The sequence below is a fragment of the Streptomyces sp. LMG1-1-1.1 genome, assembly GCF_040815545.1.
Taxonomy (GTDB): Bacteria; Actinomycetota; Actinomycetes; order Streptomycetales; family Streptomycetaceae; genus Streptomyces.
In genome coordinates, this window is sequence record NZ_JBFPNH010000056.1 from 19383 (window position 1) to 37533 (window position 18151).

Consider the following 18151-nt stretch of genomic DNA (forward strand, 5'->3'; position numbering starts at 1 on the left):
CACCAGGACGTGCGGGGTCACGGGGCGTTCGCCGACGCGCCGGGGGCCGCGTCGGCGGGGCGCGCGTAGAGGAACACGTCCCGGTACCCGGACCGGGTCCGCACGCCGTCCCGCACGAGCCGTTCGCGCCGGAAGCCCGCGCGTTCGGCGGTCCGTACGGAGGCCGTGTTCCACGGTTCGACGTGCAATTCGAGCCGGGTGAGCCCCAGGTCCCGCAAGGCCCAGTCGGCGACGGCCCGCAGCGCGGTGAGCGCGGCGCCGCGCCCCCGCCCCGACGCGACGACCCAGTAGCCCACCGACGCGCGGTCGGGCTCCGGCCTCGACCACAGCCCCGCGTTGCCGACGGGCCGGCCGTCGGGGTCCACGATGACGAACGGGTACCCCGTTCCCGTGGCCGCCCGCCCCCACTGCCGCTCGACTAACGCGACCCCCTCCGGCTCGGTGTACGGCGACGGGACCGTCGTGATCAGCGGGATGTAGTCGTCCGCCGCCGCCTCGCGCACGAGCGGCAGGTCCGTGAGCCGCCAGGGCCGCAGCGTGAATCCGCCGTCGGCGGCGAGTTCGGGCACGAGGAGGTGGGGTTCCATCGGGCCATCGTGCCGAGGTGGGGGAGTGCTCGCACCCGGATTCCGGCGGCGTGGGGGCCCGGGGAGACCGGGCCGGACGGCCCGGGTGTGGTCCGGTCGGGTCGCTCGCCGGGGGCGCCCGGGTCGGGTCGCCTGCACCGGGTTGCCTGGGGCGGGTCGCTCGCACAGGGCCGCTTGCACCAGGTCGTCCGGGTCGGGTCGCTCGCACCGGCGCACCCGGGCCGGGTCGCCCGTGCCGGGTCGCCCCCGCCGGTCACCAGTCCGGAGCCTCGCCCGGCGGCAGATCTCGGCTGTGGTCCCGGGTAGAGGCGGGATCCGGGTAGAGGCGGGAGAGGACCGTGAGCGCCTCGCGCAGGCCCGCCGGGCGCGGCATGCCCGCCGCCGTGGTGCGGCCGGCCCAGCCGGGGCCGGCGAGCACCACGAGGGGGCACGTCCGGGCCCCTTTGACTCCGAACGCGCTTCCGGCGACGTGCCGGGCGAGCGCGTGGTGCGCCGTGGAGCGCGACTGCGACCAGAGGACGACCGCCGCGGGCCCCATGCGCCGTACGGCCGCGTCGAGTGCCTCGGCGGGGACGGCGGCGCCGAACATCCGGGTCGGCAGGCCGAGTTCGCCGAGCCCTGCCGCCAAGGCCTCCAGCGGCAGGGTGTGCTGCTCGCCGGGGACGCACGCGAGGAGCACCGGCGGCGCGGAGACCAGGGGCCCGCGCTCGGGGCTCGCGGTCTGCCGGAGCGCGGTCGACACGTGCCAGGACAGCAGGTGCTCCACCTCGACGTACCGGTCCCCCGAGGACTCCCACTTGCGCCCCACCGCGTGCAGCGTGGGCGCCATCACCTCCTCCCAGGCGGTGACGAGTCCGTGCTCCGCCACTACGTCCCGCAACTGCGCGTCCAGCGCCGGGCTGTCGAGCCGCACGGCGGCGCGTGCCAGCCCCCGGCACTCCCGGCGCACGTCGCCGAGCGGCAGGCCGTTGCCGGAACCGGGCTGCCGGGCGGTGGGGCGGGGGTCCGCAGCGGCCGGTGTCCACTGCTGAGGTCCCTCCCGGTCGCGCCGCGCCGCCCGGGCCGCTTCCGCGGGCGGCACTCCGGAGGCCGTGAGCCGGCACATCTCCTCCAGCATGGCGACGTCCGCCGGGCTCCATCGCCGGTGGCGGCCGCCCTCCCGCATCGCGGGACCGATGCCGTAGCGCCGGTCCCATGAGCGCAGGGTGGTCGGCGAGACCCCGAGGCGCCGTGCCACCGCACCGGTCGTGACGCCGTGCGTCGAGTCGGACATGCCTCCAGATTACGACGCACGAACGATGCGAGCGCACCGGTGCTCGGGTTCGGTCGGAGGGTTTGCCCGCTGCCCGCTGCCCGCTGCCCGCTGCCCGCTGCCCGCTGCCCGCTGCCCGCTGCCCGCTGCCCGCTGCCCGCTTCCCCCGGTTCGGTCGGCCGGTATGCCCGCCCGGGTGTCAGCCGATCCCGGCGGCCCTTTCGGCCGCGAGCAGGTCCGCGCAGACGGCTCGGGTCGCCCGGTGGACCGCGCGGGCGAGCCGGGCGCCCCAGAGGGAGCGCGGGCCGGCGAAGGCCTCGGCGTCCGGGCCGGTGGGGGAGGGGGCGGCGACGCAGACGGCGTCCGTGGGTGTGCCGGAGGCGTCGGCTCCGAGCTCGACCAGGGCCTGGGTCTTCGCTTCGGTGGCGGTGGCGACCGCGTTCACGAGGGCGGCGTCCGTGAGCGGTACGGGGAGCGACACGATGATGTTGATCGTCCCGGGGCGCGGCGGCGCGACGTCACCGGCCGCCGGTGCGGCGGCCCAGCCGCGTACCCCTATTCCCGCGGTCACCACGGCCTGCGCGCCGGCGTCCGCCGCGTACCGCCGGTCCGCCACCGAGGCCGCCGTCATGAGGCCGACGCCGACGCCCTCCAGCCCCGCGCCGGAGGCCAGATCGCCGAGGTGGGCCACGGGGTCGAGCCGGCCGTAGCCGGGCGGGACCTGGGCGTTCAGGACCCACGCCCGCTCGCCGATGCCGCCGCCGAGGACGGCGCTCGACACCATCCGTACGCCCGGCCCCGGGGCCCAGACGAAGAGCGGCCACTCCTGCCCCTGCTCCGTGTGCGCGAGGAGCACGGCGTCGGCCAGGGAGCGGCTGGTGAGGAGGGTTCGCGGAAGCACCCCACACCCTAACGCGCGGTATCCGGCCCGACGGCTGCCGTGCCCGGACAGCGGCCGGGAGGGCCCGGTGGGGGAGTGACGCGGCGGTGAGGGGCGGGCGCCCGGAGGGCCGGATCAGACGGGCCGGGCCGGGAGCCAGCCGTGCTGGACCGCCCGCACGCCGGCCTCGAACCTGCTGCGTGCGCCCAGCCGTTCCATCAGGTCCGTGGCGACCCGCCGCGCCGTGCGCTGCGAGACGCCGAGCCGCTTGGCTATCGCCTCGTCCGTGAAGCCCTCGGAGAGCAGCCGGATGGTGGTGGCCTCCGGACCGGTGAGTCCGTGCGAGTCCCGGGTCCCCGCCTGCCCGAGCGGCTGTGCGGACGCCCAGGTGGTGTCGAACAGCGCGCACAGTGCGGTGAGCGTGCCCTGCCCGGTCAGGACCACGGCTCCGGCGGCCGTGTCGTCGCTGTTGACCGGAATGACGGCGGTCGAACGGTCCGTGATGATCATCCGGGTCGGCAGGACGGGGGCCGTACGGATCTGCGCGCCGCGCTCCGACAGCCAGTTGACGTACTCGATGGTGTGCGGGCTGTTGCGTGCGCTGTCGAGGTAGATCGTCCGCATCCGGATCCCGCGCCTGAGCAACTCCTCGTTGAGCGGACGGGCGGCGTCGATGGACTCCGGTGTGTGGGCGCCGTCGGGGGCGAAGGTCATCACCTCGGTGGTCATCTCACGGGTGAGGCGAGCCAGGCATTCCCGGATCTGGTCGAGGCCGACCAATTGCCGCACGCCGGGGCTCGGCACCTGCGGCCGCAGGTCGGCGAACTCGGCGATCAGTTGTGCGGCGGCGGCCCGCGAGGTCTCCACCCGCTGCTGCTGGGCGGCGAGTTCGGCCTGCTGGCGGGCCATGAGGATCTCCATGCCGATGTCCGGCGAGACGGCCCGGATCCGGCCGGCTTCGTCGGCGGACGGCCGTACGAGCGCCAGCTCGCTCAGTAGGTCGAGTGCGTCCCGCACCTGCTCCTCGGTGTGCCCCGTCTGCTGCGCAAGGCCGGCCACGCCGTCCTGCGGACGGGCCAGCATCGCGCGGTAGACGGATTCCGCGCGCGCGTCGAGACCCAGTACGGCCAGCATTTCCAACCCCCCAGAAGGACGTGACCGGCAACCCTGTTCAGGCGTCGTGATCATGCCATAGGCGTCGTCGGGCGGTCACCCTCCGTTCCGGTTCTGGCCGGAAGGGTCCAGGGCCCAAAGGGTCCAGCGTGCGAGGGTGCCGCGAGGCCGGCATCCCTGTTTGAGTCGGGTGCATGTACCTCATCCACACGAGCCTGAAGGCGCTCGGTGGCGCCACGGTCCTCCCCCCTGACACCCGTGCTCTCGTCCTCGGCCACGCCCTGCCCGAGGAGCGCGTCGAGCACGTGTCGGTCCACGCGCACGTACGGCCACACCCCGTACTGGGGCTGTACCTCCGGTCGGACAGGCTCGTGGAGGCGGAGGCCGCGGCGCGCACGGTCTGCCTGCGCGCCCTGCTCCACTGCCCCGAACTCACCGGCTGGACCCTGCTGGATGCCCAAGCCCCGCTGATCACGCCCGTGTTCGAGCAGCTGCTGTCCGCTTCCGGGCCGCCGGATCGAGTGATGGACGGAAAGGTCCAAGGCCGATTCGGTCCACCCGGAAGCACTACCACCGTCCCGGAGCGGCGACGAGAGTAGGGAGCGCCGGCAGGGAACACCGACCGACCGGCAGGCAGGAACCGGGAACGCGTCACCGCGGGATGTCGACCGGGTCCGGCCCGTCCGAACCACCCGAACCTTCCGACGCAGCAAAGGACTTCCGCCATGATCCGCACCCGTGTCGCCCTGGCCGCCGCGGTCGCCGCACTCGCTCTCGCCGCCCCCGTCCCCGCCCTGGCCACCCACTCCGCCACCGGAGCGGCCGCCGCGAACATCACTGCGGCCGACGTGAACGTCATCGCGACCACCGCGCCGGGCGAGGACCCCTTCGTCGTCACCACCGACGACATGATCTGGCAGTAGGCCCTCGGGCCCGCCCTCGGCCTCACCCTGAGCCTCGGGCTCGGCCCCCCTTCCGGGCCCCGGGCCCGACTCGGCCCCCTTCGCCTCCCCCTCTTCTTCCGCCCTCTTCCCCCGTCCTCCTCGCCGTCCCCCGGACGGCTCGACGAGTCGATAACCTGGGCGAATGCTTACCGAAGTGACAGCGACCCGCTACGTCACGCCATTGCGTGAGGGCGGCTCGCTCCCCGGGATCGTCGAGGCCGACGACCTCGGCACGTACGTCATGAAGTTCACCGGCGCCGGCCAGGGGCGCAAGACCCTGGTAGCCGAGGTCGTCTGCGGGCAGCTGGCGCGCAGGCTGGGTCTGCGGGTGCCGGAGCTCGTCGCGATCCAGTTGGATCCGGTGATCGGGCTTTCGGAGCCGGACCAGGAGGTGCAGGAGCTGCTCAAGGCGAGCGGGGGGCTGAACCTGGGCATGGACTTCCTGCCGGGGTCGCTGGGGTTCGACCCGCTGGCGTACGAGGTGGACCCGCGGGAGGCGGGCAGGGTCGTCTGGTTCGACGCGGTGATCAACAACGTGGACCGGTCGTGGCGGAACCCGAACATGCTGGTGTGGCACGGGGAGCTGTGGCTGATCGACCACGGGGCCACGATGATCTGGCACCACAACTGGCCGGGCGCCCAGGCCTCGGCCGCGAAGCCGTACGACGCGTCGGACCACGCGCTCGCGCCGTTCTCGCCCGACGTGGCCGCGGCGGCGGCTGAGCTCGCGCCCCTGGTCACCCGGGAGCTCCTCGAAGAGGTCGCCGCCGACGTGCCCGACGAGTGGCTGGTCGACGAGCCCGGCTTCGCGAGTACGGACGAGGTGCGGGCGGCGTACGTCGACGCGCTCCTGCCGCGCGCCGCCACCATCCACGAGCGGATCACACTCGGCCCCCGCACCGAGAGCAGGCCCCAGCAGCCGCCCGGCTGGCTCGCCGAGCGTCTCGCGCCCCGGCCGCACTCCACCGAGAAGGACAGCACCACGTGACCGACCGCGATGTCTTCGAGTACGCGCTGCTGCGCGTGGTGCCGCGGGTCGAGCGCGGCGAGTGCTTCAACGCGGGCGTGGTCGTCTACTGCCGCGCCCGGTCCTTCGTGGCCGCCCGCACCCATCTGGACGAGGCCAAGCTGGCGGTGCTCGACCCGGCGGCCGACGTGACCGGTGTCCGCGCCGCGCTGCGCGCGGTCGAGGGGGTCTGCCTCGGCGGCGACGCGGCGGGCCAGGCGGCGCGCGACGACGCGGGCCGCCGTTTCCGCTGGCTGATCGCCCCGCGCTCCACCGTGGTGCAGCCGGGTCCGGTGCACACGGGGCTCACGGCCGATCCCGAGGCCGAGGTGGAACGACTGCTCGACCTGCTCGTCCGGTAGCGCGGAGGGAGTGACCTGGTGCACCCGGTGGGCCGTTGACACCGGGTGCCAGGGCTTCTAGCGTCTCGTTCTGCGGACGATACTAAGCGGTCGCTCATGTGCGGGACGCAAGGGCGCACGACCGGTTCGGCCGCGACCAGGGATGATCCAAGGGCGAGGAGAACCAAGCATGTCCACCACCGAGCAGCGCGTAGCCGTCGTCACGGGTGCCGCACGGGGCATCGGGGCCGCCACCGCGCTCCGCCTGGCGGCCGAGGGCCGCGCCGTCGCCGTACTCGACCTCGACGAGGCGGCCTGCAAGGACACCGTCGAGAAGATCACCGCCGCCGGCGGCACCGCCCTCGCGGTCGGCTGCGACGTCTCCGACAGCGCCCAGGTCGAGGCCGCCGTCGCGCGGATCGCCGCCGAGCTCGGCGCGCCGACGATCCTCGTCAACAACGCGGGCGTGCTCCGCGACAACCTGCTCTTCAAGATGTCCGAGTCCGACTGGGACCTGGTCATGAACGTGCACCTCAAGGGTGCCTTCCTGATGGCGAAGGCCTGCCAGAAGCACATGGTGGACGCGGGCTTCGGCCGGATCGTGTCGCTCTCCTCCTCGTCGGCGCTCGGCAACCGCGGCCAGGCCAACTACTCGGCCGTCAAGGCCGGTCTGCAGGGCCTCACCAAGACCCTCGCCAAGGAGCTCGGGAAGTTCGGCATCACCGCCAACGCCGTCGCCCCGGGCTTCATCGTCACGGAGATGACCGCGCAGACGGCCGAGCGCGTCGGCATGGGCTTCGAGGACTTCCAGGCCGCCGCCGCCTCCATGATCCCGGTGCAGCGGGTCGGCCGCCCCGAGGACGTCGCCAACGCGATCGCCTTCTTCGCGGGCGACGACGCCGGCTTCGTGTCCGGCCAGGTCATGTACGTGGCCGGCGGCCCGCTCAACTGACGTACCGGCAGCAGCGAGAGGAGGAGCAGGCATGACCGCGAACGCAAGGCCGGAGCTCTCCGGCAAGGTCGCCCTCGTCACCGGCGCGAGCCGGGGCATCGGATACGGCGTCGCCGAGGCGCTGGTCGCCCGCGGCGACCGGGTCGTCATCACCGGGCGCGGCGAGGAGGCCCTCAAGGAGGCCGTCGAGAGGCTCGGTTCCGACCGGGCGATCGGCGTGCCCGGCAAGGCCCACGACGAGGCCCACCAGGCCGCCGCCGTCGAGGCGGCGATGGACGGTTTCGGCCGACTGGACTTCCTGGTCAACAACGCCGGTACGAACCCGGTCTTCGGGCCCATCGCCGATCTGGACCTCGGGGTCGCCCGGAAGGTCTTCGAGACGAACGTGGTCTCCGCGCTCGGCTTCGCCCAGCGCAGCTGGCACGCCTGGCAGAAGGAGCACGGCGGGGCGATCGTGAACATCGCCTCGATCGCCGGCGTATCGGCCTCGCCTTTCATCGGCGCGTACGGCATGAGCAAAGCCGCGATGATCAACCTGACCCTGCAATTGGCGCACGAATACGCGCCGCTCGTGCGGGTCAATGCCATTGCCCCGGCCGTCGTGAAGACGAAATTCGCGCAGGCCCTCTATGAGGGCCGGGAGGCGGAGGCTGCCGCCGCTTATCCGCTCGGCCGTCTCGGCGAGCCGGCGGACATCGGGGGCGCGACCGCCTTCCTCACCTCCTCCCAAGCGGAGTGGATCACCGGCCAGACGCTCGTCGTCGACGGTGGGATTTTCCTGAACGCCGGAGTCGGGTGACCGATAACCGGACACTTTCCGGAATCCAGTGTCCGGATTGACCCCGGTTATACGTTGAATGCCTCAAGTGCCCCGTCGGCCTCAGACATTGACCTGGCGGGGTGCTGCGGTATCGTCGGCCGACCCCTGGCTGAACGAGGAGCGTGCACGTGTTCAACCGGACCAGTCTGCAGGCCGCTGCAGCCCTTGTGTCCATATCCCTGGTGTCCGGATGCAGTGTCTTCTCGGACAGTGACTCCGCCGGGGATCAGAGAATCGTCATCGGCACGACGAGCTCTCCCACCACGCTTGATCCGGCCGCCGCCTGGGACAATTCCTGGGAGCTCTTCCGGAATGTCTTCCAGACCCTGGTGGCCTTCCCGACGGGCAGTACGACACCGCAGACGGATGCCGCCGACTGCAAGTTCTCGGACACCTCCAGCCGGGTCTTCGAATGCAAGCTGATCGAGGGCCTCACGTTCTCCAACGGGCACAAACTGGACGCCAAGGCCGTCCAGTACTCGATCGAGCGCATCCGCACGATCGACCAGGAGGGTGGCCCCAACGGGATGCTCGGCTCGCTCGACAAGATCGAGACCGTCGGCGACCGCACCGTCGTCTTCCGGCTCAACAAGCCGGACGCGACCTTCCCGTACGTCCTCGCCACCCCCGCCATGTCGCTCGTGGACCCGGCCGACTACCCGGCCGACAAGCTCCGCAAGGACGGCAAGATCACCGGCTCCGGTCCGTACGTCCTCGACTCGTACGAGGAGCGCAAGACCGCCGAGCTGTCGAAGAACGCCAGCTACAAGGGATTCGCCGACCGCAAGAACGGCGGCGCGACGATCCGGTACTTCGACGACTCCGACGCCATGGTCGCCGCCCTCAAGAAGGACGAGATCGACGCCACCTACCGCGGCCTCACCGCCGAGGAGGTCATCGGTCTCCAGGACGACAAGCCCGAGAACAAGGGCCTCCAGCTCGTCGAGTCCACCGGCGCCGACATCCGCTACCTCGTCTTCAACGCCCAGGACCCCTCGGTCGCCAAGCTTCCCGTCCGCAAGGCGATCGCCCAGCTCGTCGACCGCGACGAGCTGGTGAACAAGGTCTACCAGGGCACCGCCGAGCCGCTGTACTCCATGGTGCCCAAGGGAATCGCCGCTCACACCACCAAGTTCTTCGACCGCTTCGGCTCGCCCAGCGCGACCAAGGCCAAGAAGATCCTCCGCGAAGCCGGCATCACCGAGCCCGTCGAGCTGACCTTCTGGTACACCACCGACCGGTACGGCTCCTCGACGGCCGCCGAGTTCGCCGAGCTCAAGCGGCAGCTCGAGGAGCAGGGCCTCTTCAAGATCACCCTCCAGGGCAAGCCCTGGAAGGAGTTCCAGGAGGGCTACCAGAAGGGCCGGTACCCGGTCTTCGGCCGTGGCTGGTTCCCCGACTTCCCGGACCCGGACAACTTCGTCGCCCCGTTCGTGGGCAAGGAGAACGTCCTCGGCACGCCGTACGTGAGCCCCCGGATCACCAACGAACTGCTCCCGAAGTCCCGCCGCGACAGCGACCGCGGGACCGTCACGGACGAGTTCGTGGAGGCCCAGGAGATCATGGTCCAGGACGTCCGCCTGCTGCCGCTCTGGCAGGGCAAGCTGTACATCGCGGCCGGCGAGGACATCGGCGGCGGCGAGCGCGCGCTCGACCCGCAGACGGTCATGCAGCTGTGGGAGCTGTACCGCAGGGCCAGCTGGTAGAAGGCCGCCGGGGGCTACTGTCAGTGGCCCCCGGTAGGTTCTCGGACGGAGAAACAGGAACGTCCACCGGAGGTTGTTGACCGTGACCGACACCAGCATGCTGCCCGACTCCTGGCGGGGTGTTCTCGGCGACGAGCTGCAGAAGCCGTACTTCGCACAGCTCACCGAGTTCGTCGAGGAGGAGCGCGCCGCCGGGCCGGTCTTCCCGCCGAAGGACGAGGTCTTCGCCGCCCTCGACGCCACGCCGTACGACAAGGTCAAGGTCCTGATCCTCGGACAGGACCCCTACCACGGCGAGGGTCAGGGCCACGGGCTCTGCTTCTCGGTCCGGCCCGGCGTGAAGACCCCGCCGTCCCTGCGGAACATCTACAAGGAGATGCACGCCGAGCTCGGCCACCCGATCCCGGACAACGGCTATCTGATGCCGTGGGCCCAGCAGGGCGTCCTCCTGCTCAACGCCGTGCTGACGGTCCGCTCCGGCGAGGCGAACTCGCACAAGGGCAAGGGGTGGGAGAAGTTCACCGACGCGGTGATCACCGCCGTCGCCGCGCGGCCCGACCCCGCCGTCTTCGTCCTCTGGGGCAACTACGCGCAGAAGAAGCTGCCGCTCATCGACGAGGAGCGGCACGTCGTAGTGAAGGGCGCCCACCCCTCGCCGCTGTCCGCGAAGAAGTTCTTCGGATCGCGGCCCTTCACCCAGATCGACGCGGCCGTCGCGGCCCAGGGGCACGAGCCGATCGACTGGCGCATCCCCGACCTCGGCTGAGCCTCGGCCGGATCCGGGCCGGGGACGGCTAGCGTCGTCCCTCCCAGTGGATGAGCGGGTGGAGATCGCGGTGACCGAGCAGCAGCAGGTGTCGGACGACGGGGTCATGACCAGGATCGGGCAGGCCCTGATGCTGCTGCACGGCGGCGACCGCGAGGAGGCCAGGAACCGCTTCGGGCTGCTCTGGCAGCAGATCGGCCCGGACGGTGACCCCCTCCACCGGTGCACCCTCGCGCACTACATGGCGGACGCCCAGGACGACCCCGACACCGAGCTGGCCTGGGACCTGCGGGCGCTGAGCGCGGCCGAGGGCCTCGCCGAGGAGCGGCTCGCCGCCCACGGCTCGGCCGTGGCGCTGCGGGCGCTCTACCCCTCGCTCCACCTCAACCTCGCCGCCGACTACGTCAAGCTCCAGCGCCCCGACGCCGCGCGGGTCCATCTGGACCGGGCCCGGGCGGCCTCGGAGACCCTGGACGACGACGGCTACGGGAACGGCGTGCGGGCGGCGATCGCACGGCTGGAGCTGCGGCTCCGGGGCCACTGACGCGAGCGGCGCCTCACCGGCCGTACGTGCCGTGGCAGATCCCGGACGGCTCGCCCCTCGGGTCCCAGCCCCCGTACCGCTCGCCCAGGGCGCAGACGTCCGCACGGGGGACCCGCGGGTCCCCCGGCAGAGCCGCCAGGTCCGGCAGCTCGGCCAGTTCCGGCCGGGCCGCCGGGTGGGGCGGATGCGCCCGCTGCCGGGGTACGACCTCGGGGCGCGGGGCCTCGGAGCGGCGCTGGGCCGCCGCCCCCCGGTGTTCGTCGGGCGGCGGTGTAGTGCGGGGCGCGGCGGACGGAGGGAGAGCGGGGAGCGCCGCTTCGAGCGCGTCGAGGGCCGGGCCCTCGACGATCTGCGGTGCCACCTCCTGACCGGGGCGTAAGGTCTCCGCCGCGGGCGCGGTGACGGGCGCCGTCGGCGGCGCGTCCACCGAGACGCAGCCCGCCAGAGCGGCCACCGCCGCCCCGACCAGGATCTTCGCTGTGGTTCGGGTTCCATGCACCCGCGCAACTCTGGCGCGCCGGTGGCGATCTTCGTACCCCTACCGGCGGGGAATGCCCCGCACGGGTGCCGTCACGGGCCCGGCCTTGACCGGCGCGTCGGCGTCCGTCCGTCGCGGTTCAGTCGCCGGTCGCGCCGTCGATGCGCTCCCGGATCAGGTCCGCGTGGCCGTTGTGGCGGGCGTACTCCTCGATCATGTGGAGGTAGATCCAGCGGAGGTTGAAGGGCTGTCCGGTGCGGTGCTTGCCCACGGCCAGGTCGTCGAGGTCGCGGCCGGCGGCCAGGGTGCGGGCGTGGGCGATCTCGGCCTGCCAGGTGGCGTAGGCCTCCTCGTACGTGTCCTCGTCCGTCGCGTGGATGTCCCGGTCGCGGTCCTCCTCGGTCGAGTAGATCCAGGCCGCTTCCTCGCCGGCCAGGACGCGGCGGAACCAGCCGCGCTCGACCTCGGCCATGTGGCGCACCAGGCCCAGGAGGTTGAGGTCCGACGGCGGAGCGGACGGGGTGCGCAGCCGGGCGTCGTCGAGCCCCTCGCACTTCTGCGCGAGGGTGACGCGGTGGAAGTCGAGCCACTGCTCCAGGGCCTCCCGCTCGCCCGAGGTGGTGGACGGGTCGATGCGGGGGGTGATTTCGGTGCGTTCGGTGGTCATGCCCGGCATCGTCTCCCATGGCCGCGGACGGCGCCAGGGGATTCCCGGCCGGTCGGGCGTCCGCGTCGTCAGCCCGCCCCGGTGGGCCGGTTCGTGAGCATGCCGCGGAGCAACTCGTCGAAACCGGTGCGCAGTTCCGTCCGGCTCGGCACGACCGCGTGGAAGGAGCCCGCCGCGCAGGAGAACATCAGCCCCTCGCACCAGGCGATCAGCGACAGCGCGTGCCGCTGGGGCTCCGGCGAGCCGGCCGCCGTCATCATCGCGATCAGCGGGGTGTGGAAGGTCGACCCGGCCGCGTCGAAGAAGCTCCGCAGTTCGGGGCGGCGGGTGGCCTCAAGTGCCAGCTCGTAGCGGGAGACCAGCAGTGAGCGGTGGTCGGTGAGGTAGCGGTGCAGCGCGAGCGCCAGGGCGTCGACGAGCGCGGCGTGGCCGCTGTCCGGGCCCGGCATCTCGTGCGGGGTGAGGACCTCCGACTCCCGCTGGACCTGGCGCCGTACGGCCGTCTCCAGGAGGGCCTGGCGGGTGCGCGCGTGGTTGGACGTCGAGCCCTGCGGCAGCCCCGCGCGCTCGTCCACGGCGCGGTGGGTCAGGCCCCGCATCCCCCGCTCGACGAGGAGGGCGAGGGCTGCGTCGCCGATCCGCTCGGCGCGGGACGCGGTGGGCTCCGGGGCCGGGGTGCCGGCGGCGGCTGGACTCATGGGGACAACCTACTACCGGCCCTTACCGGAGGAACTACAGCTGTAGTACGGTCATGTCGTCGGACTCACTACACCTGTAGTTCCCTGATCCGAGGAGCAGCCATGGAACAGCACCGCGCCGTCGTTGTCGGAGCCGGCATCGGCGGACTCACCGCCGCCGTCGCCCTGCATCAGCGCGGCTGGCGGGTCACCGTCCTCGAACGCGCCGCCGACCTCGCCCCCGTCGGCGCCGGCATCGGCCTCGCCCCCAACGCCCAGCGCGCCCTCGACGTCATCGGCCTCGGCGACCGCGTCCGTACGCTCGCCGCCTGGCAGGGCGACGGCGGCATGCGGACACCCGACGGCCGCTGGCTCGCCCGCACCGACGCCACGGCCGCCTCGGAGCGCTTCGGCGGCCCCCTGGTCCTCCTGCACCGCGCCACCCTCGTCGAGATCCTCACCTCGGCCCTCCCCGAGGGAACCGTCCGCACCGGCGTGACCGCCACCGTCACCGACCCCGGAGACGACCAGGCCCCCGCCCACGTGACCGTCTCGGACACCCGCCCCGGCACCGGCACCGTCTCGGACACCGGCCCCGGCACCGGCACCGCCTCGGGCACCGGCCCCGGCACCGGCACCGCCTCCGCCACCGGCCCCGGCCCCGGCCCCGGCAACGCCTCCGCCACCGCCACCGGCACCGAGGGCCGGAGCGAACTGGCGGCCGAACTCGTCCTGGCCGCCGACGGCATCCACTCGGCGACCCGCCGGGCGCTCTTCCCCGACCACCCCGGACCCCGCTACTCCGGCAGCACCAGCTGGCGGGTCGTCGTCCCCGCCCCCGAACGGGGCTTCACCCCGCACGAGACCTGGGGAGCCGGCCGGCTGTGGGGCAGCCAGCCCCTGAAGGACGGCAGGGTCTACGCGTACGCCATGGCCGTCGCCCCGGCAGGCGCCCACGCGCCCGACGACGAACGGGCCGAACTCCTGCGCCTCTTCGGGGACTGGCACCACCCCGTCCCCGAGATCCTCGCCGGCGTCGACCCCGACCGGATCCTCCGGCACGACGTCCACCACCTGCCCGACCCCCTGCCGGCCTTCCACCGGGGCCGCGTGGCCCTCCTCGGCGACGCCGCGCACGCGATGATGCCGAGCCTCGGCCAGGGCGGGAACCAGGCCGTCGAGGACGCCGTCGTCCTCGCCCACCACGCCGGCTCCGGCACCGACTTCGTGCCCTCCCGCGCGCTTGCCGCCTACACCGCCGACCGGCTGCCGCGCACCAGCGCCATCGTCCGCAAGGCCGCCCGCACCGGCGCCGTCACCATGCTCTCCGCCCGCCCCGCCGTCGCCCTGCGCGCCGCGCTCGTCCGCGGCGTCTCCCGCTTCGGTCCAGGACTCGTCCTGCGCGGCTTCGACGGCATCTGCGACTGGCACCCGCCCGTCGAGGCCGTCGAAGCCACCGAGGTCAGCGAGGCCATCGGCCCCACCGGGGAGGCGATCCGGCGCCGCGTAAGCTGACCAGCGCGAACGGCCCCTCCGAGCACGGCCGGGGCCGACGGACGACAACAAGGGAGAGACCCCGTGAAGGTTGGCTGCATCGGACTCGGCGACATCGCGCAGAAGGCCTACCTTCCCGTCCTCTCCACCCTCCCCGCGGTCGAACTCCACCTCCAGACCCGCACCCGCGCGACCCTGGACCGGGTGGCCGACACCCTGCACCTGCCCGCCGAACAGCGCCACGCGGACCTCGACTCGCTGCTCGCCGTCGGGCTCGACGCCGCGTTCGTCCACGCGTCCACGGCCGCCCACGCCGAGATCGCCATCCGGCTCCTGGAGGCCGGCGTCCCCACGTACGTCGACAAGCCCCTCGCCTACGACTACGCCGACGCCGAGCGGATCGTGGAACTCGCCGAGAAGCGCTCGGTCTCCCTCGCCGTCGGCTTCAACCGGCGCCTCGCCCCCAGCTACGCCCAGTGCCTCGACCACCCGCGCGACCTGATCCTGATGCAGAAGAACCGGATCGGCCTGCCCGAGGACCCCCGCACGTTCGTCCTCGACGACTTCATCCACGTCGTCGACACCCTGCGCTTCCTCCTCCCCGGCGAGGTCGAGCACGTCGACGTGCGCGCCCGCCTCCGCGACGGGCTCCTCCACCACATCGTGCTCCAGCTTTCCGGCGACGGCTTCACCGCCATCGGCATGATGAACCGGATGAACGGCTCCACCGAGGAGGTCCTCGAGGTCTCCGGCCAGGACACCAAGCGCCAGGTCCTCAACATCGCGGACGTCGTCGACCACAAGGGCCAGCCGACCGTGCGCCGCCGCGGCGACTGGGTCCCCGTGGCCCGCCAGCGCGGCATCGAACAGGCCGTCCTCGCCTTCCTCGACGCCGTGCGCGAAGGCGGGCTCCTCAGCGCCCGCGACGCCCTCCTCACCCACGAACTGTGCGAGCGCGTCGTCACCGAGGCCCTGGCCCAGGCATCCTGACGTACGACTCCGCCGGGTCGCCCCGGCACCCCCGCGCGGGCGGGGCGGGGCGCCGTCCGCGCGAGGGCCGGCCCCGTGTCAGTGGCGGCGCCAGCGTTCGTCGACCACGACCGACCGGAGGCGCCAGCCGTCGGCGGTGCGACGGGCCGTGAAGGCGTAGCGGCCGCCGCAGACGAAGTCCTCGCCGGAGGCGAAGCGCATCGGGTTGACGTAGTCGGCGCGGATGTCCGCCTCGTCGCCCGGCTGGGGATAGCCGCCCGGTTCCCGGAAGACGACCCGCCGGTTCACGATGAGGTGCTGGCGTACGGGGAAGAGGGTCATCGTCTCGGCGAGCCAGTCGGCCACCTCGGCGACGGGACCCTCGATGCCGCCCGAGCCCCGGTAGTCGGCCCGGCCGTCCGGGCCGAACAACGCCCGGTAGGCGGTCCAGTCGGCGTCGTCCACGGCTGCCGCGTACCCGGATACCAGGTCGTCGACGGCGATCCGGTCCATCACGGTCGAGAGGTCCACGCGCTGCGTCATCGGTTCAGTCTCCGGCAGCGGGAGCCCGGGGCCAAGGGGCGTGCGCGGGAGGAGTTCCGGCGCACGGTCATACTGTCCGACATGCGCGTGAACATCGACCCCGACCTGAGCGACGGCCCCTCCTTCTACCGGCTCCTCACCGCCACCGTCGTCCCCCGGCCGATCGCCTGGGTCTCCACGACGTCCGCCGACGGCACGGACAACCTCGCCCCGCACTCCTTCTTCACCATCGCCTCGGTCAACCCGCCGGTCGTGCAGTTCACCTCCGTCGGCCGCAAGGACTCGCTCCGGAACGTCGAGGAGACCGGCGAGTTCGTGGTGAACCTCGCCCCCCAGCCCCTCTTCGAGCGGATCAACGCCACCGCCACCGACTTCCCCCGCGGCACCAGCGAGTTCGACGCCTGCGGCGTGGAGCGAGAGCCGAGCCTCCGCGTCAAGCCCCCGCGGGTCGCCCTCTCACCCGTGGCCCTCGAATGCGAGCTGCACAGCACCCTCCGCATCGGCGACTCCACCGTCGTCTTCGGCCGCGTCCTCCACGCCGCCGTCCACGAGTCCGTCCTCGTCGACGGCCACCCCGAGATCTCCCTGCTCCGCCCCCTGTCCCGCCTCGGCAAGAACGAATGGGGCACCCTGGGCGGCATCGAAGAGATCGCCAGAGTCCCCTACCGCGCCTGACCCTCCGACTCCTGCCCGCAGCGCCCGCGGAACTCGCGGCGAGGCGCCCGGCACGAGATCAAGGCCGCCGCGTCACGCCGAGCCGCGCGGTGCGGTCCCACGCGGGCGCGGAGTCAGCCGGCGGATCCGTCAGCTCGCGGACTCGCCCGCGTGGGGGCTGAGGACGTCGGTGCCGACCAGGATGAAGAGGAGGATGCCGAGGAGGATGCGGTAGATGACGAAGGGCATGAAGGACTTCGTGGTGATGAACTTCATGAACCATGCGATGACGGCGTAGCCGACGCCGAAGGCGATGAAGGTGGCGAAGATCGTCGGGCCCCAGGAGACGTGGCCTTCGCCGGCGTCCTTGAGTTCGAAGACGCCGGAGGCGAGGACCGCGGGGACGGCGAGGAGGAAGGAGTAGCGGGCGGCGGCTTCGCGGGTGTAGCCCATGAGGAGGCCGCCGGAGATGGTGGCCCCGGAGCGGGAGACACCGGGGATGAGGGCCATCGCCTGGCAGAAGCCGTAGATGAGGCCGTCCTTCACGCCGAGGTCCTTGAGCGTCTTGCGCTCGCGGACCACGCGGTGGCGGCCGCCGATCTCGTCGCGGGCGGCCAGGCGGTCGGCGACGCCGAGGACGATGCCCATGACGATCAGGGTGGTGGCGATCAGCCGCAGGTCGCGGAAGGGGCCCTCGATCTGGTCCTTGAAGGTGACGCCGAGGACGCCGATCGGGATCGAGCCGACGATCACGAGCCAGCCCATCTGGGCGTCGTGGTCGGAGCGCATCGCCTTGTCGGTCAGCGAGCGGAACCAGGCCGCGACGATCCGGGCGATGTCCTTGCGGAAGTAGATGAGGACGGCGGCCTCGGTGCCGATCTGGGTGATCGCGGTGAAGGCCGCGCCCGGGTCCTCCCAGCCGGCGAACGCGGCGGTGAGGCGGAGGTGCGCGCTGGAGGAGATGGGAAGGAACTCCGTCAGCCCCTGGACGAGTCCGAGGATGAACGATTCGAACCAACTCATGGGGCTAGGGCCGTCCCGTTATGTACGTGTGCGGTCAGAAGGTCGTGCGCAGCGTACCTTCCCAAGATGACGCGTCGATGATCAGGCTTCGCCCTTGCCGGTTCCGGCCTCCACGGGGCCCGTCGTGGTCCAGCCGGGGGACCTGACGTGGTGGCTGAGACTCGTGCGGTCGGCCTCGCCGCCGCAGTGGGCGCAGACGAGCCGGGGGCTGAGGATCTCGCCGCAGTCGTGCTCCAGCACGACGGGCCGGGCGTCGGCGTTGAGGTGGCGGTCGCCCCAGGCCATGAGTGTCACGAGGACCGGCTGGAGTTCCTCGCCGGCCGCGGTGGCCCGGTACTCAAAGCGCGGAGGGCGCTCGCTGTACTGCACCTTTTCCACGATCCCGGCCTCGACGAGCCGCTTGAGGCGGGCGGTGAGGATGTCGCGGGGCGCGCCCGTGTTGCGGGCGATGCGGTCGAAGCGGTGCACGCCGAGGGAGATCTCGCGGAGCACGAGGAGTGCGTACTTCTCGCCGACGAGGGCGAGGGTGTCGGCGATCGAGCAGGGGCGGGGCGCGGCCTTCATGGGGTCAGCCTAGTCTTCTGAGTCAGGAATTCTGTTCAGATATGTAAGCTTGGCCTGTGACACGTACGGGGCGGCCGAAGGCCGAGTTGATCCTGTCGGACGAGGAACGGGCTGCGCTCGAGGGATGGGTGCGGCGCCGTTCCACGCCGCAGGCGTGGGCACTGAGGTGCC

The 18151-nt window shown here is 72.5% G+C and carries 22 protein-coding genes; 12 read left to right on the plus strand and 10 right to left on the minus strand.

What is annotated here, in order from left to right; all coding sequences use genetic code 11:
• Positions 1–17: 17 nt before the first annotated feature.
• From MRBLMG1_RS29805 to MRBLMG1_RS29820, 4 genes are all read right to left on the minus strand, one after another.
• Positions 18–587, minus strand: coding sequence for a GNAT family N-acetyltransferase (locus MRBLMG1_RS29805; RefSeq protein WP_367827261.1), 570 nt, complete (start codon positions 585–587; stop codon positions 18–20).
• A 253-nt stretch (positions 588–840) separates the two neighbouring features.
• A complete protein-coding gene (locus MRBLMG1_RS29810) occupies positions 841–1860 on the minus strand; it encodes a MerR family transcriptional regulator (protein WP_367827262.1) in 1020 nt (339 codons plus the stop codon).
• Between the two features lie 178 nt (positions 1861–2038).
• Positions 2039–2740: an adenosylcobinamide amidohydrolase gene (locus tag MRBLMG1_RS29815; protein ID WP_414721677.1), complete on the minus strand. Its 702-nt coding sequence runs from the start codon at positions 2738–2740 to the stop codon at positions 2039–2041.
• A gap of 114 nt (positions 2741–2854) precedes the next feature.
• Positions 2855–3853, minus strand: a complete 999-nt coding sequence (locus tag MRBLMG1_RS29820; RefSeq protein ID WP_367827263.1) for a LuxR C-terminal-related transcriptional regulator — start codon at positions 3851–3853, stop codon at positions 2855–2857.
• Positions 3854–4026: 173 nt separating this feature from the next.
• Here MRBLMG1_RS29820 and MRBLMG1_RS29825 point away from each other — a divergent pair, with 173 nt between their 5' ends.
• From MRBLMG1_RS29825 to MRBLMG1_RS29865, 9 genes are all read left to right on the plus strand, one after another.
• Positions 4027–4431 carry a hypothetical protein gene (locus MRBLMG1_RS29825; RefSeq protein WP_367827264.1) on the plus strand — a complete coding sequence of 135 codons (405 nt, stop codon included), beginning with the start codon at positions 4027–4029 and terminating at the stop codon, positions 4429–4431.
• 126 nt (positions 4432–4557) lie between these two features.
• Positions 4558–4755 (plus strand): hypothetical protein, encoded by a 198-nt coding sequence (locus tag MRBLMG1_RS29830; RefSeq protein ID WP_367827265.1) that lies wholly within the window; start codon positions 4558–4560, stop codon positions 4753–4755.
• Between the two features lie 163 nt (positions 4756–4918).
• Positions 4919–5764: a HipA family kinase gene (locus MRBLMG1_RS29835; RefSeq protein WP_367827266.1), complete on the plus strand. Its 846-nt coding sequence runs from the start codon at positions 4919–4921 to the stop codon at positions 5762–5764.
• Entirely contained in the window at positions 5761–6144 is a 384-nt protein-coding gene (locus tag MRBLMG1_RS29840) for a DUF3037 domain-containing protein (protein WP_367827267.1), read from the plus strand. Before MRBLMG1_RS29835 ends, MRBLMG1_RS29840 begins: the two co-directional genes overlap by 4 nt.
• Before the next feature lie 169 nt (positions 6145–6313).
• On the plus strand, positions 6314–7075 hold the full coding sequence (gene fabG, locus MRBLMG1_RS29845) for a 3-oxoacyl-ACP reductase FabG (protein ID WP_362559130.1): 762 nt from the start codon (positions 6314–6316) through the stop codon (positions 7073–7075).
• 31 nt (positions 7076–7106) lie between these two features.
• The gene (locus tag MRBLMG1_RS29850; protein WP_367827268.1) at positions 7107–7874 is read left to right on the plus strand and encodes an SDR family oxidoreductase; all 768 of its coding nucleotides are present in this window, start codon (positions 7107–7109) and stop codon (positions 7872–7874) included.
• Positions 7875–8023: 149 nt separating this feature from the next.
• Positions 8024–9601 (plus strand): ABC transporter substrate-binding protein, encoded by a 1578-nt coding sequence (locus MRBLMG1_RS29855; protein ID WP_367827269.1) that lies wholly within the window; start codon positions 8024–8026, stop codon positions 9599–9601.
• 82 nt (positions 9602–9683) lie between these two features.
• Entirely contained in the window at positions 9684–10367 is a 684-nt protein-coding gene (gene ung, locus MRBLMG1_RS29860; protein ID WP_367827270.1) for a uracil-DNA glycosylase, read from the plus strand.
• A gap of 70 nt (positions 10368–10437) precedes the next feature.
• The gene (locus MRBLMG1_RS29865; RefSeq protein ID WP_367827282.1) at positions 10438–10911 is read left to right on the plus strand and encodes a hypothetical protein; all 474 of its coding nucleotides are present in this window, start codon (positions 10438–10440) and stop codon (positions 10909–10911) included.
• 13 nt (positions 10912–10924) lie between these two features.
• Here MRBLMG1_RS29865 and MRBLMG1_RS29870 read toward each other — a convergent pair whose 3' ends face one another.
• The 3 genes from MRBLMG1_RS29870 to MRBLMG1_RS29880 all read right to left on the minus strand — a co-directional run bounded on the left by MRBLMG1_RS29870 (position 10925) and on the right by MRBLMG1_RS29880 (position 12754).
• Positions 10925–11410: a hypothetical protein gene (locus MRBLMG1_RS29870; protein WP_367827271.1), complete on the minus strand. Its 486-nt coding sequence runs from the start codon at positions 11408–11410 to the stop codon at positions 10925–10927.
• A 118-nt stretch (positions 11411–11528) separates the two neighbouring features.
• Complete coding sequence (locus MRBLMG1_RS29875) at positions 11529–12056, minus strand: DinB family protein (protein ID WP_367827272.1); 528 nt, start codon at positions 12054–12056, stop codon at positions 11529–11531.
• 68 nt (positions 12057–12124) lie between these two features.
• Positions 12125–12754, minus strand: a complete 630-nt coding sequence (locus MRBLMG1_RS29880; protein WP_367827273.1) for a TetR/AcrR family transcriptional regulator — start codon at positions 12752–12754, stop codon at positions 12125–12127.
• Between the two features lie 102 nt (positions 12755–12856).
• Here MRBLMG1_RS29880 and MRBLMG1_RS29885 point away from each other — a divergent pair, with 102 nt between their 5' ends.
• Together MRBLMG1_RS29885 and MRBLMG1_RS29890 are read left to right on the plus strand one after the other, a co-directional pair.
• A complete protein-coding gene (locus MRBLMG1_RS29885) occupies positions 12857–14248 on the plus strand; it encodes an FAD-dependent monooxygenase (protein ID WP_367827274.1) in 1392 nt (463 codons plus the stop codon).
• Between the two features lie 63 nt (positions 14249–14311).
• Complete coding sequence (locus MRBLMG1_RS29890; protein WP_367827275.1) at positions 14312–15217, plus strand: Gfo/Idh/MocA family protein; 906 nt, start codon at positions 14312–14314, stop codon at positions 15215–15217.
• A 78-nt stretch (positions 15218–15295) separates the two neighbouring features.
• Here the strand turns inward: MRBLMG1_RS29890 and MRBLMG1_RS29895 are convergent, their stop codons facing one another.
• Positions 15296–15739, minus strand: a complete 444-nt coding sequence (locus tag MRBLMG1_RS29895; protein WP_367827276.1) for a nuclear transport factor 2 family protein — start codon at positions 15737–15739, stop codon at positions 15296–15298.
• Between the two features lie 81 nt (positions 15740–15820).
• Here MRBLMG1_RS29895 and MRBLMG1_RS29900 point away from each other — a divergent pair, with 81 nt between their 5' ends.
• Positions 15821–16414, plus strand: coding sequence for a flavin reductase family protein (locus MRBLMG1_RS29900; protein ID WP_367827277.1), 594 nt, complete (start codon positions 15821–15823; stop codon positions 16412–16414).
• 129 nt (positions 16415–16543) lie between these two features.
• Here the strand turns inward: MRBLMG1_RS29900 and MRBLMG1_RS29905 are convergent, their stop codons facing one another.
• Both MRBLMG1_RS29905 and MRBLMG1_RS29910 read right to left on the minus strand, forming a co-directional pair.
• Positions 16544–17416, minus strand: a complete 873-nt coding sequence (locus tag MRBLMG1_RS29905) for an undecaprenyl-diphosphate phosphatase (protein WP_367827278.1) — start codon at positions 17414–17416, stop codon at positions 16544–16546.
• A gap of 81 nt (positions 17417–17497) precedes the next feature.
• On the minus strand, positions 17498–17980 hold the full coding sequence (locus MRBLMG1_RS29910) for a winged helix-turn-helix transcriptional regulator (RefSeq protein WP_367827279.1): 483 nt from the start codon (positions 17978–17980) through the stop codon (positions 17498–17500).
• Between the last annotated feature and the right edge of the window lie 171 nt (positions 17981–18151).